Raw genomic sequence first — 15,930 nt, forward strand, 5'->3', positions numbered from 1 at the left:
GGCCCTAACGTGTCCAGAATCGTACGGCGGGCTGCATCGCTGGCGAGGTCGTCGCGCCTCTGGCGCCCTTCGCACTCGCCCCTAGCCCGCCGAGCAGTTGCGCCACCCGGTCGTAACGACGCTTCTGGAACGCGGCTTCCGCCAGCCAGGGCAACAGGCGCTCCGTCGGGAAGCTGTGAAACTGTGCCTGGCGCAGGTACATCTCGGCGACGTCCGGCGTCTCACGCAGCAGCGCACAGCGGCCCAGGAGGTACCACATCGAGGCGTCGTCTTCGTGCTGCTCCAGTGTGTCGCGGGCGAACTGCTCGACCCGCTCCAACGTGAAGCGCAGCACTTCGCCACGCACCAGATTCTGATAGATCAACTCCCAGTACAGTTGAGCGAGATGCCGGCACGCATGGGCGCGCTCATCTTCGTCCTGCGCTGCCGCGCGCCGGTCGCGCATCGCGTAAATCTGCTGCATGATGCGCTTCTCCATCCCGTCGAGAATGCCGTACGCCAGCAAGCGCACTTCTTCCACGGGATCGGCCAGCAGGTCGCGCGCGATTTCACTCGTCACCCGCGACGGCAGCGCCTGAACCGATACCAAGGCCGCCACGCGATCGTCGCGCTCGCCGTGCAGGTTGCGCAGGCGCGCCCGCAGCCGCATTCCCGCGCCATGCCGCACGCGCGCCACCAAATGCGATATGAAACCGGGGGGCGTCACCCGGCCCGCCACCAGTACCTCGCTCGGCGGGGGAAACAGGTAGCCGATCAGGAGCACGCCCAGCACGACGCTCAGGCCGGCACCGGGCAGAAAGAAGGTGATGAGCGCGATATGCCAGAACGCGCCGCGCCGCCGGCGATAGCTCGCCGGCAACACGCATGTCGTAAAACCGCCCGCCAGCAATGCCGCGACGGCTTGCCACGCCAGCACCGCCGACATCGACGCCAGTGGCACCGCAACGCCTCCCGGCGGAGCATCCCACGCCTCGCTCTGTATGACGAGGCGCAGTGCCTGTGCTTGCGCACCCAGGGCAAGCGCGGCAAGGCCAAGCGTGCATGTCCAACGCAGCAGACACAGGCCGCTTGCACCATCGCTCCGACGCAACCGCCGGCCCGTCGTCACGTGCTCGTCCTGCGATGTGTGCTCAGGCATGATCGACGCACCGCTCCACCAGTTTGAGCAGTCCGGCACCGGGCGCGTCGGCGTCCACGTGTGCCGTGTGCACCGCGATGTGCCCCCTCTGGAAATCGACGTCGTACTGTTGGCGCAAGAGTGTCTCCACACGCAGCAGATAGCCGTCGATACCGTGCTCGTCCGTAATCGGCATCAAGGCGATCGCGATCTGCCGGCGCGGTGTGCCGATGGTCCATAGCGCGTCGAGCGCGCGGCGCTGACGTACCGTCTGCTCGAACAGCGAGTCGCCCCGAGCGCCTCGCGGGAACGCCAGCGCAACGAGCGAAGACTCGATGCCGCTCGCCCGCTTGAGCCGCGCCAGACGCCCAAGCTCAAGCGCGAAATCGTAAGGCGCTTGCGGCACCGATTCCCGGACACTCGCCACCAATGGCTGATGCGCGACGCCATCGGCGTAATAGGCCAGCAGCACCAGCAGCAATTGCAGATTGTCGTGATTGAGCGCGAGGAACGGCATGCGACGCACGATCAATACGCTGACCAACGTGCCATCGGTGTCGAGCAGCGGCGCGCAGGCGAGATAGGGGCTCATGTCGCTGGCGGCGTCGTCGGCGCGCACATGCGCGAGCGTGCCCCCCTGCAAACAATGCCGGACAAGCGGGTCGTCGGCATCCGGCTCGAACCCCTCGCCGACACGCGCGATAGGCGTCGTGACGAGGTGGCCCGCGCGCACGGGGAATAACGAGGCGACTTCAATCTGGCAGGTGAGTGACGCGAACTCAAGCATCGGCTGCGCATTCGGCAAACCGCCCGCGTGCCCATGCACATCCCCGGCTCGCCGCACGGAAAGCTCACGCAGACGCGTCAGCGCGTCACGCAATGTCACGGGACGTGCCAGCAGATCGCGTTCGAGCCGTTCGTGAGACACACGCAGGAGATAGTGGTTGTGTGTGATCGCCACGAGCCGGTCACTGAAGTACGCGTTGATGCCCTGCGCCCGATTTGCCCGGTGAGACCAGATGTCGCAGAAATGCCCTGCAATCAAAACCGCCGTCATGCCACCCGCGAAGTGCACCATGGGGAACGGGCCGCCAGCCGGAGCGCACAGCGCATACCAGGCCGCCGCGAGCACCAACCCGCTCGCAGCCCCCGCCAGCGCCCCATAGCGCAATGCAGCGACGAGTGCCGCCAGCCATAACCACGGGAACTGCGCGCCAAGCAGCAAGGGATCGTCCGGACGCAACCGCCATGCGACAAGCACCACGAGTGCGGTGCCGCCCAGCACTTCAAGCATGGCAAAGGGACGTGCGATAGCCGGGGCGATCCAGCGCCCCCAACGCCCGAGATTGCCAAGCGGCTGCGAGCTGCGCACGCGTGCGGGCGACTGGGTATTGCGTGCCGGTTCGGCTTCGTTGGGCGTAGCGGCGGTCACGTGGTGTTCGCGGAAATTGAGATCAAGATCAACCGGGTGCGCACGCGCGGATTCGATGGCGTCGCGGCGTCGCATGCCATCAAAATGCCCAGCGCGAAACGCGGGCGTTCGCGCAAGCGCTGCGCGATGGCGGATTGCATGATTCCCCGTTATCGGAATGTGCCCTGCCCGGCGTCTTCGGCCGGTGCTTCGGGCGGCGGATCGACAGGTCTCCTGCCAAGCCCCGTCGCTCCCGTCCCGAGATACTTCCCCGGCGGGACGGCCTATGACTGCTGATCCGAACTGATCTCTTATGTTTGATGGGAATGAACTTTACACACGCCCAGTCCTACTTTCGTCCCCATTTTTGTTCTGCCGAAAACCCGCATGAATCCTTCAGGAGACCGATTCACCGTCGAACGAATACGGTCCATCGTGCGGGCCAATATACGCCAGATGCGTACGAACACCCGCCCCCGGCTGCCACAGATGCAACGCGAAGCCCGGCGGCTCGAGCGCGATCGTCCCTGGCGCACCGGGCGCGAGTCCGAGCGTGATCTGGTGCGCGGTCGACACGCACGTACTTGCCATGACGCCGGGCGCCCCCTCGACGCTCGCCTGAATGCTCCGGTGCAAGTGGCCGCAAATCACCCGCTCAATGTGACGATGCCGTGACGTCACACGCGCGAAACCTGCGCGCCCTTGCGCAGTAAGGCCGTATCCATCCATGAACTCGATGCCCGTATCGAACGGCGGATGATGCATGGCGACGATCGTCGGGCGCCCCGCGCACGCATGCAGTTGCTCGTCGAGCCAGGCAAGCCGGTCTTCACACAAATGACCACCGGCATTCGGAGGATCTTGCGTATCGAGCGCGAGCACGGTCAGTGGCCCGAGATCGACGCGGTACTGCACGAACTCATGCCCCGTATGCAGATAGGCATGCTCCGGAAACGCGGCGCGCAGCCCTTCGCGATGATCGTGGTTCCCTACCAACAGATACAGCGGGATTGTGAGTTCCGCCAGACACTCGCGAAGTACTTCGTATTCCGATAGATGCGGTGTGTCGATCAGGTCGCCGGTAGCAATGATGGCATCGGGCCGCGGCGTCCAGCGATTGATGGTGGCAATGGCGCGGCGCAATGCCTGCGCGGTATCGACACGCCCGCAGGCAAGCAAACCGGGCCGTGTGATATGAAGGTCGGTGATCTGACAGAGCAGCATGAAGGCAATTCCTCAAAGGCGTACTGCGACGCGTCCCACCGCTCGTCGCCATTCGAGTGTAGGACGCACGCAGCGGTACGTGATCTATCGTGCGGCGCCACGCTAGACATTGCAGATGACACGCCAATGAATTCCGGGCAATACGGACACTGTGTCAGCAATGCCAACCAAAAGTCGGCGCGCAACGCAACCCCTATTAAGTTAGGGGAAACCTGCAAAGCCCGCCCAGCAAGGGATTGAGCGCGGCGGTGACCGGAGATGCCCGCAGTTACCGGGTTTTTATCATCAAAAACGAGAAAGTACGCGGCATGCCACAACAAAATCGCCGCAAACCATTGTCAGGACTGGCCCACAGCCCGCCGAAGGCTCTATAATGCGGCTGCCCGGCCAGTGCCGGCGCCCTCTCGATACGTGACAGACCCAATCTTCGGATCGCGTTTGCGTGGCGTATCGCGATGGCGATATCCTGGCGTGCGCCGCGTGCCTTATGGCGCGGATACAACACCGACACTCGCCAAATGGCGGAAGTGTTAGAGTTGTCGCCGGTATTCACCACCTCTCAAGGGAAACACACATGAACAAACAGGAACTGATCGACGCCGTCGCTGGTACTACGGGTGCAAGCAAGGCTCAAACCAACGAGACCCTCGACGCCGTGCTTGAGGCGGTCAAGAAGGCCGTTGCCAAGGGTGACACGGTTCAGTTGATCGGCTTCGGCTCGTTCGGTTCGGGCAAGCGTGCCGCGCGTACCGGCCGCAACCCGAAGACCGGCGAAACGATCAATATCCCGGCTGCCAAGACCGTGAAGTTCACGGCTGGCAAGGCGTTCAAGGACATCGTGAACAAGAAGTAACACCAGTTGCGCGCAGGCTGGCCTTCGGGCCAGCCTATCTTTTTGCTCACATTGCCGTCCTGCGGCTTGTGGCATTGGATGCGTCACGTCATCCTCTCGCGAGGTCCACGACTGATGTGATGCTGCGCGCCTCGCGGGTGTCCTGCGTACCGAATCCTCGGAGACGGAGACCGGGCGCCCGCAGCGGCTTCACCCCTGCTTTTCCTTCGGGCCACACGCCCCTGCCGATCCGTTTCGGCAACGCGCCCCTTGTCACGACCTGCCGTTTCGGCTGGCGCGACCGATTTGTCTTCGCAAATCGCGGCGCTGCGACCCTGCGCGTCATCGCGCCGCACCCAATTTTCCGCGGCTCATTTCCCGAAGCATCTATGCTATGTTGCGTGACATGACACGCGCGATGACAGCGGCCATCGCCGCCTCCAGTGAGGTTTCACCCGCGGCCGCTCCGGCTGACGCAGAGGCTATCGCGCCGCCCGACGCCCGGCACATGCGACACATGTCGGCTTCGCGCCTGCTTGTCACGCTAGCCACATTTCCTCTGAAGCAGTGGCCATCATTGCCGAACACCCCGGAGAGCGACGCTCACCACGGGGCCTTCGATCCCGAAGCCATTCATCAGTTGCGCGTTGCGACGCGCCGTCTGCGTGCGCTGATCGACGTCTTCTCGCCATGGCTCAAACCCCGCTGGCACCGCCGGCTCAAAGCGGAATTGCGCTGGCTGGGGCAAGCGATGGGCCCCGCGCGAGATGCCGACGTGCTGGTGACAACGACACTGCCCGCATTGCGTACTGAGCATCCCGATATCGACTGGCAGGCAGTTGACGCCCATGTGGTGAAACTGCGCAGCGACGCCCGCGCGCACGCCGCCGACGCGCTCGCTAGCGAACGTCAGCGGGCGTTGCGTACGCTGTTGTTGAAGGCTTTCGGCATCGGGGAAGACGGCAACGCCGACCTGCGAAGCGCAAAGGCGTTGCGGCACCCCTCGCGCACGCCAGGCAAGCGGCCGCGCGCGCTGGCGAAGCACGCTCACAACATGCTCCGTGCCCGTTACGTTGCGCTATTTCCGGATTGTCGTCAGTTGGCGATGCTCGACACCGGGCAGTTGCACGCATTGCGCGTGAAGGTCAAGAAGGCCCGTTACAGCGCCGAAGCCTTGACGCCGTGGCTCCGCAAGGAGGTCGGCACGCCCTATCAGGGCACACTGCACGCCGCCCAATCCCTGCTGGGGCAACTCAACGATGCGGTTGTGGCTCAGCGAGTCTTCGAAGACATGCCGATTTCGGCTGCGCAGCGCGACATATTGATCGGACGCCTCGACACAATCATCGTGAACGCAACCAGCCGCGCCGCCCATGTCCTGTGTCAATTGCCCGACGCGCACACCCTTGAGCGGAGCATGCGCCGGCACTGAACCGCAGGCGTCGGGCAATCCGAGGGCTCACGCTACCTTCGTGCGCAACAAGCGCATGCCGTTGGCGATGACCAGCAGGCTAGCCCCCACGTCGGCAAACACCGCCATCCACAGCGACGCCAGCCCAGCGATAGCGAGTGCGAAGAACACCGCCTTGATGGCGAGCGCTACGGCGATGTTCTGCTTGAGCACGGTCGCCGAGCGTTTCGATAACGCGAGGAAGGCCGGCAGCTTACGAAGGTCGTCGTCCATCAACGTGACGTCGGCTGTCTCGAGCGCGCTGTCGGTGCCCGTCATGCCCATCGCGAAACCGACATCCGCGGCAGCAAGCGCGGGGGCGTCGTTAATGCCGTCGCCGACCATGCCGACGTGCCCAAACGCCTCTCGCAACGCCGACACCGCCTGCCATTTGTCTTCCGGCAGCATTTCCGCACGCACTTCGCTCACACCTGCCTGCTGACCGATGACCTGCGCAGTGGCACGGTTATCCCCCGTCAGCATGACGGTGCGAACGCCCATTTGGGTGAGTCGCGCAATCGCTTCGCGGCTTTCCTCCCGCAACGTATCCGCCACAGCCAGCACCGCAAGCACTTGTGTTTCGCCAGCCAGCACGATTGCCGTGCGAGCCTGCGCTTCGAGGCGGTCCAGCGCCGCCTCCACGTTCGCGTTACACACCCCTAGCGACTCGATCAGCCGGTGATTGCCGAGGTAGTACAGCGTTTGACCGACGCGCCCCTTCACGCCCATACCAACGAGCGCCTCGAAGTCCGTCACTGGCGGCAGTACGCCGAGCCCTGCTTGCGTGTGGCCGTCGACGACCGCGCGGGCGATGGGGTGCGTAGTCTGCGCGTCGAGCGCGGCGGCCAGCGTCAACACATCGTCGTGCGATGTTTCGCCCAGCGGCACCACATCGGTCAGGCGCGGCTCGCCGCGTGTGAGCGTGCCCGTCTTGTCGACGGCCACCGCCCGGATCAGGTGGCCGCTCTCCAGAAATGCGCCCCCCTTGATCAGGATGCCGGCGCGCGCCGCCGCTGTCAGACCGCTCACGACCGTGACCGGCGTCGAGATCACCAGGGCGCACGGGCACGCGATCACCAGCATCACGAGCGCCTTGTAGATCCATGGCGACCAGGCCAGACCGAAGGCCAGCGGTGGCACGAGCGCGACGAGCAGCGCGCAGATCACAACTGCCGGCGTGTAGACGCGCGAGAATTTGTCGACGAAGCGCTGTGTCGGCGAGCGCTGCTGCTGCGCAGACTCGACGATGCGCACAATGCGGGCGAGTGTCGTATCGCCCGGCGCAACGTTCGTGCGATACACGATGAGACCGCTCTCGTTGATACTGCCTGCATAGACTTCGTCGCCCACCGTCTTGTCAACAGGCACGCTTTCGCCAGTGATCGACGCCTGATTCAGTGCAGAGCTGCCCTGCTCGATCACGCCGTCGATGGCAACGCGCTCGCCCGGACGCGCACGCACGCGCGCACCGATCGGGAGCGATGCAGCAGGCACATCTGCCCAGGTGCCGTCCGCCTGTTCGACCGATGCCTGATCGGGTGCCAGACGCATCAGCGATTCCACGGCACGGCGAGCCCGCGTGAGCGACGCGGCCTCAAGCTTTTCCGAAAGGGCAAAGAGGACGATCACCATCGCGGCTTCCGGCCACTGTCCGATGAACACTGCACCGATCACAGCCAGCGACATCAGGAAGTGGATATTCAGCGTGAAGTGTCGCAGCGCGATCCAACCCTTCTTGAGCGTTGGCAAGCCGCACGCCAGAATGGCGACGGCCACCATGGCACCCACCCAGGGGCTGTGTTCGGGCACGCCCGACCAGACGGCAGCTTCGCTTGCCGCAGCCAGCACGCCCCCCACCACCAGGCGCGCAACATCGCCCTTATGGCTCGCGGGGGGCGGTGCGGCGGTCGCGTTGCCTCCAACGAGCGGCACTGGCGTCATCCCCAGCTTGCGTAACGTCCCGGCGACCGCCTCCCCACGCTGGGCAACATCGGCGGCCGACGCGCTATCGTCGAAAACAACCGTCAATTCCCGCTTGAGAAGATTGAAATACAGGGCATCGACGCCGGGCCGGTGCTCGAGTTGGTCTCGGATGAGGCGCTCTTCCGTCGGGCAATCCATCTGATCGATGCGGAATCGAGCCTGCGGCGCGCCGGTCGACGGCACTGGCTCGACAAGGGCCAAATTTGCGTCACTGGCGCAACAGGACGAGCCTTCGTGCGCATGAGCTGCATCCGAGGCGCGGGGCACAGCATGATCGTGGCTGTGGTCGTGACGATGCGAATGATCGTGATGCTGCCCCTGGTCGTGGCGATGCGCATGGCCCGGGTCTTGCCCATGGTCGTGCGCCTTGTGCTCTGCCGCCGTCGAGCCCGCCAGACGAGCCGAATCCGAGGGGTTGGACATGTGAACTCCTGGTTTTCTGATTCGTGTTACCCTGCATTCAAAACCCTGTAGCGACTACGGAGTCAAGTATGAAAATCGGAGAATTGGCCCGGGCGGCGGGTACCGATGTCGAGACGATTCGCTATTACGAGCGGGCAGGCCTGCTGTCGGCCCCGCCACGCACGGATGCCGGTTATCGCACCTACGGCGAAGACCATCTGGAAGCCCTGCGCTTCATCCGCCATTGCCGCTCGCTCGATATGCCGCTCGCGGATGCGAAGCGACTCGGTGAACTCGCTCACGATACGAGCGTGACGTGCGAAGACGCCAACCAGCTGATCGAAGCGCACCTCGAGCGCGTGCACACCCGCATTCACGAGTTGCAGGCACTCGAACAACAACTGCTGCATCTTCAGGCGCAATGTCGTAGCCGTCACGAAACAAGTGACTGCGGAATTCTGCGTGCACTCATGCAAGGCGCTCACGGCGAAGCCTGTGCTTGCCATACCGATACCGATCCGATCGAAGTCGCCTGCGATCACGATCATCTGCACGCGTAAATCTCAAGGGATGTCACCGTAGTGGTGGCGCCCTCTTCGCTTCTCTCGGCAATCCTCTTCGGCAACCGCAAGCGCCGCCGCTTCAGAAAGCGCACGTCTGCCAGCACTGAACCGGCGTGCGCCTTCCAAACCCTTTCCTCATCCTGCATTGCGCTGAACGCCGCGATGATTGTGATGAATGCCCGCGCTCCCAGCGAAAACAAGGGCAAACCAGCGCAGTTTCTATACAATGGCCCGCACGCGCCGCGCCAGTAGCTACTTGTTCGTGTGAACAGCCATGGCGTGCCGCTCAGGAAGTGCGCATCGATATGTCGCAATCCGTTCCAATTTCTTGCTCATTTGTCGGAGACCTTATGTCCAGCGATGTATCCGCTACGCCAACACCCGCGACGGAAAGCAGCGCCGACATCGTGATCATGGGTGCTGGCGCCGCAGGGATCTCCGTGGCGGCCAGCTTGCGCCGACGACGGGCGTCGCTCTCGATCACGATCGTGGACCCGGCCGACACACACTACTATCAGCCAGCGTGGACACTCGTCGGTGCGGGGGAATTCGACGCTGCGCGCACCGCGCGTCCGATGGCAAGCGTCATCCCTGAAGGGGTGACGTGGCTCCAGGCCGCAGTGACGGCCTTCGCGCCGGATCGTCAGCACATCCTGCTCTCGGACGGTCGGCGTCTCGGCTACCGCTATCTCATCGTAGCGCCGGGCTTACAACTGAATTGGGAAGCCATCGATGGCTTGACCGAAACACTCGGTCACAACGGTGTCACATCCAACTATCGCTTCGACCTCGCCCCCTATACGTGGTCGCTGGTTCGCGAATTCAAGGGGGGCAACGCGCTGTTCACGCAGCCGCCGATGCCGATCAAGTGCGCGGGGGCACCGCAAAAGGCGATGTACCTGTCCGCCGATACGTGGCGTCAGCGCGGCGCGCTGGACAAGACGAAAATCGAATTCCATCTCGTGGCGCCGACGCTGTTCGGTGTGAAAGATTACGTCCCCGCGCTCATGGAATACGTGAAGCGATACGGCATCTCGCTCAATCACCTCTCGCATTTGCGTGCGGTGGACGGCGAACGGCGCGTTGCCCGTTTTGAAATCTTCGATGCCGACGGTCAGTCGCAGTTTATCGACAAACCGTTCGACTTCCTGCATGTGGTGCCGCCGCAAAGCGCACCGGACGTGCTGCGCGCAAGCCCGCTTGCCGACGCTGCCGGTTGGTGTGAAGTCGATCCGGCAACACTGCGCCACGCGCGCTATGCCAATATTTTCGGCTTGGGCGATGCCATCTCCGCGCCGAACGCCAAGACGGCTGCCGCTGCGCGCAAACAAGCGGTCGTCGTCGCGGAAAATCTGCTTGCTGCCATGGACGGCCGCCCGCTCGCCCTGCACTACGACGGCTATGGCGCTTGCCCGCTCACGGTGGAACACGGCAAGATCGTGCTTGCCGAGTTCGGCTACGGCGGCAAGCTGCTGCCCACGTTCCCCATCGACGGTACGCATGCGAGCCGTTTTGCATGGGTATTGAAAAAATACGTGCTGCCAAAGGTTTACTGGGATTTCATGCTTCGCGGTCGCGAATGGCTGGCACAACCCAGCCGCGCCGACCATAGGTGAAACCCGAACTCAATTTTCAATGATGGGTGCCGTTAAAAGTCAAAGGACCCGGTTTCGCAACCGGGCACGAGCTTCTGTCGGGCCACGCCTTGCGCGCGGTCTGCCGGATGGCGAGGGATGTGGTGCCGTGGCCGGTGTCTCCCACCCGCCCCTCGCCTGACGGCCGACACATTTACGCGTCTTATGCTGAACATGATTCAAGGGTTTTCCGGCGGCACGACCTATTCGACGCGTGGTTTTCCTCTGTCCGCAGGCATTACACGCGGCAATGACAAACGTTCAACCGTACGGGTCACGCCTGCCCGTTTGCCGAGATGAACGATACCAACGCGCTGCGACGACAAGTCGTCCTTGCCGATCTGCTGCTGGATCGCCAGCGGCTGTTACGTGCCCTCAGCCTGGAGTTGCGCACCCCGAGTCCGCCTGGCAGCCACAGTGCGCTGGTGGTACTGCATGTGGGCCGTGGTCAGCGTAAAGCGAGCAGTCAGGCCGCCATTTCAGATGCCGACCTGCTCGCCACCATCGCGTTTCGCATTGGCTCGCGCATTCGCCGCCGCGACCTCATCGGGCGCGTCTCCGAGCAGCAGATTGCCATCTTGCTGCGCGACCTGGGCAGCCGCGAAGCCGCCTCGCAGATCACGCGCCGCTTTATCCGGGCCGGCGAATCGCCCGTGCCGTGCGGGAATGGCCTCCTTTATCCGATTCTCTCGGCAGGGGTAACCCACCTGCCGCAAGTGCCGGTCTGGCCCGCCACGCTGCTCGAGCACACCTCGGACGTCGCCGATCAGGCCATCCGGGAAAGCGCGTCGCGGTTTCTCGTGACCGAGGCTCCGTCTGCCCCCACGGAAGGCATCACGCCGCCGGATGAAGCGGGCAACGAACACTATTGGCGCAGCGCTATCGGACGCGCCCTGTCGGAGTCCGAATTCCGCTTGCACTACCAGCCGCAGATCGACATGCGTACGCACCGGCTGACCGGTCTCGAAGCGCTGATCCGCTGGCAGCGTGACGACGAACTGATCATGCCGGGCGAATTCATCCCGGCCGCCGAGCGCTGCGATGTCATCGGCCCCATCGGTGAATGGACACTGCAGGAGGCTTGCCGTCAGCTCGATCAATGGCATACGGACGGCGAGGAATATCCGCGCGTGGCCGTGAACCTGTCGGCACAGCAAATGCGTGTGCAGACGCTTGAGACAGTCCGCTACGCCCTCAAGCACCATCGTGTGCCGCCAGACAAGCTCGAGATCGAGATTACCGAGTCGTCGCTGATCTCCCACCTCGACGAAGCCGCCACGCTGATGAACGAACTCGTCGCGATGGGCGTTCGCCTGTCGCTAGACGACTTCGGCACCGGCTATTCGAGTTTCGTGCGTCTGAAGCGCTGGCCGTTCGGCACGGTCAAGATCGATTATCAGTTCGTCGCCGGCGTGCTGCTTGGCGGCTACGATACGGAACTGATCCGGGCCATCATCGCGATCGCCCGCAAGCTGGAGATCGAAACGGTTGCGGAAGGTGTTGAGACCAGTGCACAACGCGACGCACTTGCGTCACTGGGTTGTCACGCCTGGCAGGGGTATCATTGCACGCGCCCCCTGCCGCCCGGGCATATCGAGACATTCATTCGCGACTGGCACAGGCGCCTGTAATCGCGTTTGCAACCGCCTCTGCCGCTGGTCAACGCCTTGTTCAATCACCACCGCACCGCCTCTGCCTTCGTCAGAGGCCTGGTCATTCTCGTGTGCGCCCTCGTCGCCTGGGGGCTGGCCCGCTTCGCCGCCGATCAGTTGGTGGCGAACCGCGCGGCGCGGCTGCTCTCCGAAGAGCGCAGCGTGGCGACCCGACTCGCCCAGGGCACCGTCCACACGGTTAACCAGGATCTGATACTCATTCGCGGCATCCCGCAGGTACTCGCCCAGGTCGAGCAGATTCAGGACGCCGCAGCCAGCCTTGCAAAGCACCCGCTCACGGGCATGCCACCGGGAAAGGCCCGTCAGACACTGCTCGCCAACCCCGTACTCAAGCCAGTCAATGAGCTGCTGCACGCCGCGCAGCTCTACTTCGGCGCAGATCTCGTATGGCTGGGCACACCGGATGGCATCACCGTCGCCTCCAGCGATGCCGACACGGCCAACCCGCTGATCGGCGAGAACTACGGCGACCGGGAGTACTACAACACTGCCGTGCTCGGGGGTATCGGGCAGCAATATGTCATCGGCCGCAAGACCGGCTTGCCCGGTATCTACTTCACGGCCCCCGTCTATCGGGACGGCCTGCTCGTCGGTGTGATGGTGGTGAAGCTCGGCCTGCGCCGGCTGGCGCATTGGGTCGATTCCGGCGCGTCGTTCGTGACGGACAATAACGGCGTCATCGTACTCGCCAACGACCCGACATTCACCGGCATGGCAGTTCCCGGCGCCAAGGTCTTCAAACTGACGCCAGCGGAACGACGCCGCCTCTACCAGCAGGAAGACTTCCCCCTCGTTCCCATCGAAGATTACGATTCGTCGCCCGGCACGCCGGGGTTCATGCAAAAAGCGCCTGAAGACGAGGAGGGTCAGCAGCACGCTCGTCTGGTTCGTGTGCACCCCGACGATCGGCCATATCTTCTGGAGGCCGAAACGTCTGCGGACAGCGAACTGGTTGTCTACACCATGAACGAAGCGCCGACGCTGGGCAGCCTGTCCATCGAGCGGCGCCGCTATGCGGTATTGGTCTTCGCGCTGTTGCTCAGCTTAGCGGGTGCGCTCTGGTTGCTCGTTCGCTATCTGCGCCGCGAAAAACTCCAGTTGACCGACACCTTGGCCAGGAATGCGGCACTTGAGCACGAGGTCAAATACGATGCGCTCACGGGTGCGCTGTCACGCGGGCACTTCCTCAAACGCTTGCGCGCCGAAGTAGCACAGGCCGAATCGACAGGGGTGCCCACCTGCGTCATCCTCGTCGACCTGGACCACTTCAAGCAGATCAACGACACGTGGGGTCATGCGCTCGGCGATACCGTGCTGGCGACATTCGTCCATCTTTGTCACGAATCGTTACGCGAAGATGACATCTGCGGTCGTTTGGGGGGCGAAGAATTCGCTATCATCCTGAGTGGCGCCGCCGAGGCACGCGCTTTTGAAGCCGCCGAGCGTTTGCGCGATGCGGTGCGCACGTCCCGCGTCAATGTCGGTGGCCGGCCGCTTCAGTTCACGATAAGTGCGGGCGTAGCCCAATGGCACGCTGGCGACGACGACCACGCTTGGCTAAAACGCGCCGACGCGGCACTGTACCTAGCCAAATCTCTCGGGCGCGATCGCTGCGCCTGCGAATCCGACCTCAAGGGATTCTCCCCAGGCGGGTCGTAACAGACGTCGGGCTCACCGGCCCGGGGTCGCAAACCCAGACCGGACCGATGCCCAAGACGAATCTCGCCACATTCGCCCCGTCGCCGCTGCGTGCCATCCGCATCGGCACAACTGCGCTTTGCCTGGTCCTGAATACCGCTGCAAATGCCGAACTCGCACTCTTGCAGCCCCCGCGCGCCCTCACGGGCGAAGCCCCCTTACAACTGACCCTGCTGGCCACACAGGACACGCAGGGCCGCAAAACCATCAAGCTGCCGGACGAAATCGTCGTGCGCATCTCAAACGACGACTTCGGGCCCACGCTGCTCCTTCTGAAGCGTGCAGCGGCGATCCCCGCTGAAGTCACGCTCTCGAAGGGCCAGTTCCGGCGCATCTCGTACTCTGCCTCGCTCCCGAAGGAACTACGCGGCACCCTGCACCTTGAGCCCATCGACTGGGACGTCTCGACAACAACCATCGTCCTCGATCGCGCCGCCCCCGCCGAACCGATGGTGGCAGCCGCACCGGCACCATCCGAGGCGGGCGCAGCGCAAGCGGCGGGGAACGGCGCCCCTGCTGCTGCCGCCGCCGCAGCAGCAGGGGCGACGGCCAGTGCCGCACCCGACGCAATCGCCCCGACAACCGACACCGAGTTCGCCCGCATCTCGTCGAGCGAGCCGATGTACATGGCTTTCGGCAGGAACGGCGGCTCGAACGCACGATTTCAACTCAGCTTCAAGTTCCACATTCTGAAGCCGGACAATCCGGCCTCGAAATCCTTCCTAGACAACTTGTATTTCGGCTACACGCAATTGTCGATCTGGGATCTGCAGGCCGAGTCGGCCCCGTTCCGGGACTCGAACTACCGTCCGAGCCTGTTCTACTACATCCCGGATACTGGCGCGCGAGCCAACTGGTTCACATCGCTGGGCCTCGCGGCAGGTGTCGAGCATGAGTCCAATGGCAAGGCGGGCGACGATTCCCGCAGTCTTAACACCATCTTCGTCAAACCGATCCTGAAATTCGGTGATCCGTCCGAATACCATTGGACGGTGGCACCGAAGCTCTACGCCTACCTGGAAAAGAACGACAATCGCGATATTCAGAACTATCGCGGCTATATGGACCTGCTGGTTCTATGGGGCAAACCGAATGGCTGGCAGATCGGGGCGACGCTGCGCAAAGGGATGAAGCGCAACTACGGCAGTGTGGATGTGCAGGTGACCTACCCGCTCAGCAAGCTGATCTCAGGCGCCGGTGGCTACCTCTGGCTCGGCTACTTCACGGGCTATGGCGAAAACCTGCTCGACTACAACCGTCACTCGAGGTCGCAGGTGCGTGTCGGGTATAGCGTGTTCCGCTGGTAACGTCGCCTGCTTGCGCCCACAGCGCAGAGCACGTCCATCCACAGCCCTGCAAGCTCATAACACCAGCACGAGCGCCCCTGCGACAATCAGCGCGCCGCCGAGGGCTTCCTTGAGCGAGAATGGCTCACCAAGCACCACCCAGCCGATCAGCATCGCCATCGCGACACTGAGCTTGTCCAACGGCGCCACACCCGACACGGGTCCCAACTGCAACGCGCGGAAGTAGCAAAGCCACGACAAACCGGTCGCCACCCCGGAAAGCACGAGGAACAGCCACGTATTCGCGCTCAAACTAGTCGGCCGCTGCCACTCACCGCGCATGCCCACGATCGCCAGCGTCACCGCGAAAATGATGACCGTGCGAATCAGCGTGGCCATATTGGAATTGACTTGCGCCACCCCGAGTTTGCCGAACACGGCCGTCAGTGCGGCAAAGAACGCTGAACCCAGCGCGAATAGTTGCCAGTTACGCAGCATAGTGCATCACCATCGCTATTGAGATTTGAGTACCGCCAACCTGAAACGCATTGAAAAGTCCACTGCCTGCCCCCGCCCGTAGGGGAATGGCTGCCGGTGCCACCATCGGTGAGATAATGGCGCTTTCCTGTGACACCGACCCGCCTCCGGCCAAATTCG

Annotated in this window: 11 protein-coding genes and 1 pseudogene; 7 read left to right on the forward strand and 5 right to left on the reverse strand. The window is 63.5% G+C overall.

Annotated elements, in window-relative coordinates; all coding sequences use genetic code 11:
• Nucleotides 1-4: 4 nt before the first annotated feature.
• The 3 genes from PHO31112_RS19190 to PHO31112_RS19200 form a co-directional block, all read right to left on the reverse strand.
• Nucleotides 5-1,138 carry a lipopolysaccharide N-acetylglucosaminyl transferase gene (locus tag PHO31112_RS19190; RefSeq protein WP_150622030.1) on the reverse strand — a complete coding sequence of 378 codons (1,134 nt, stop codon included), beginning with the start codon at nt 1,136-1,138 and terminating at the stop codon, nt 5-7.
• Nucleotides 1,131-2,624, reverse strand: a complete 1,494-nt coding sequence (locus PHO31112_RS19195) for a PelD GGDEF domain-containing protein (protein WP_150622032.1) — start codon at nt 2,622-2,624, stop codon at nt 1,131-1,133. The genes PHO31112_RS19190 and PHO31112_RS19195 overlap by 8 nt, the downstream gene beginning before the upstream one ends.
• A gap of 300 nt (nt 2,625-2,924) precedes the next feature.
• Complete coding sequence (locus PHO31112_RS19200) at nt 2,925-3,752, reverse strand: phosphodiesterase (RefSeq protein ID WP_150622034.1); 828 nt, start codon at nt 3,750-3,752, stop codon at nt 2,925-2,927.
• 574 nt (nt 3,753-4,326) lie between these two features.
• Here PHO31112_RS19200 and PHO31112_RS19205 point away from each other — a divergent pair.
• Nucleotides 4,327-4,605 carry an HU family DNA-binding protein gene (locus tag PHO31112_RS19205; RefSeq protein WP_010807803.1) on the forward strand — a complete coding sequence of 93 codons (279 nt, stop codon included), beginning with the start codon at nt 4,327-4,329 and terminating at the stop codon, nt 4,603-4,605.
• A 496-nt stretch (nt 4,606-5,101) separates the two neighbouring features.
• Nucleotides 5,102-6,016 carry a CHAD domain-containing protein gene (locus PHO31112_RS19210; RefSeq protein WP_174995788.1) on the forward strand — a complete coding sequence of 305 codons (915 nt, stop codon included), beginning with the start codon at nt 5,102-5,104 and terminating at the stop codon, nt 6,014-6,016.
• 27 nt (nt 6,017-6,043) lie between these two features.
• Here the strand turns inward: PHO31112_RS19210 and PHO31112_RS19215 are convergent, their stop codons facing one another.
• Nucleotides 6,044-8,440 carry a heavy metal translocating P-type ATPase gene (locus PHO31112_RS19215; protein ID WP_150622038.1) on the reverse strand — a complete coding sequence of 799 codons (2,397 nt, stop codon included), beginning with the start codon at nt 8,438-8,440 and terminating at the stop codon, nt 6,044-6,046.
• A 68-nt stretch (nt 8,441-8,508) separates the two neighbouring features.
• On the opposite strand from PHO31112_RS19215, the gene PHO31112_RS19220 reads away from it, so the two are divergent.
• From PHO31112_RS19220 to PHO31112_RS19240, 5 genes and pseudogenes are all read left to right on the forward strand, one after another.
• Nucleotides 8,509-8,979, forward strand: coding sequence for a Cd(II)/Pb(II)-responsive transcriptional regulator (locus PHO31112_RS19220; protein WP_150622040.1), 471 nt, complete (start codon nt 8,509-8,511; stop codon nt 8,977-8,979).
• A 383-nt stretch (nt 8,980-9,362) separates the two neighbouring features.
• Nucleotides 9,363-10,598: pseudogene (locus PHO31112_RS19225) on the forward strand (NAD(P)/FAD-dependent oxidoreductase); the annotation flags it as partial.
• A gap of 314 nt (nt 10,599-10,912) precedes the next feature.
• Nucleotides 10,913-12,247: a putative bifunctional diguanylate cyclase/phosphodiesterase gene (locus PHO31112_RS19230; protein ID WP_150622044.1), complete on the forward strand. Its 1,335-nt coding sequence runs from the start codon at nt 10,913-10,915 to the stop codon at nt 12,245-12,247.
• A 6-nt stretch (nt 12,248-12,253) separates the two neighbouring features.
• Nucleotides 12,254-13,948 carry a sensor domain-containing diguanylate cyclase gene (locus tag PHO31112_RS19235; RefSeq protein ID WP_150622046.1) on the forward strand — a complete coding sequence of 565 codons (1,695 nt, stop codon included), beginning with the start codon at nt 12,254-12,256 and terminating at the stop codon, nt 13,946-13,948.
• A gap of 47 nt (nt 13,949-13,995) precedes the next feature.
• A complete protein-coding gene (locus PHO31112_RS19240; protein ID WP_150622048.1) occupies nt 13,996-15,294 on the forward strand; it encodes a phospholipase A in 1,299 nt (432 codons plus the stop codon).
• 54 nt (nt 15,295-15,348) lie between these two features.
• On the opposite strand, the gene PHO31112_RS19245 is transcribed toward PHO31112_RS19240, so the two are convergent.
• On the reverse strand, nt 15,349-15,771 hold the full coding sequence (locus PHO31112_RS19245; RefSeq protein ID WP_150622050.1) for an EamA family transporter: 423 nt from the start codon (nt 15,769-15,771) through the stop codon (nt 15,349-15,351).
• Nucleotides 15,772-15,930: the final 159 nt, after the last annotated feature.

Source organism: Pandoraea horticolens, assembly GCF_902459555.1.
Lineage (GTDB): Bacteria > Pseudomonadota > Gammaproteobacteria > Burkholderiales > Burkholderiaceae > Pandoraea > Pandoraea horticolens.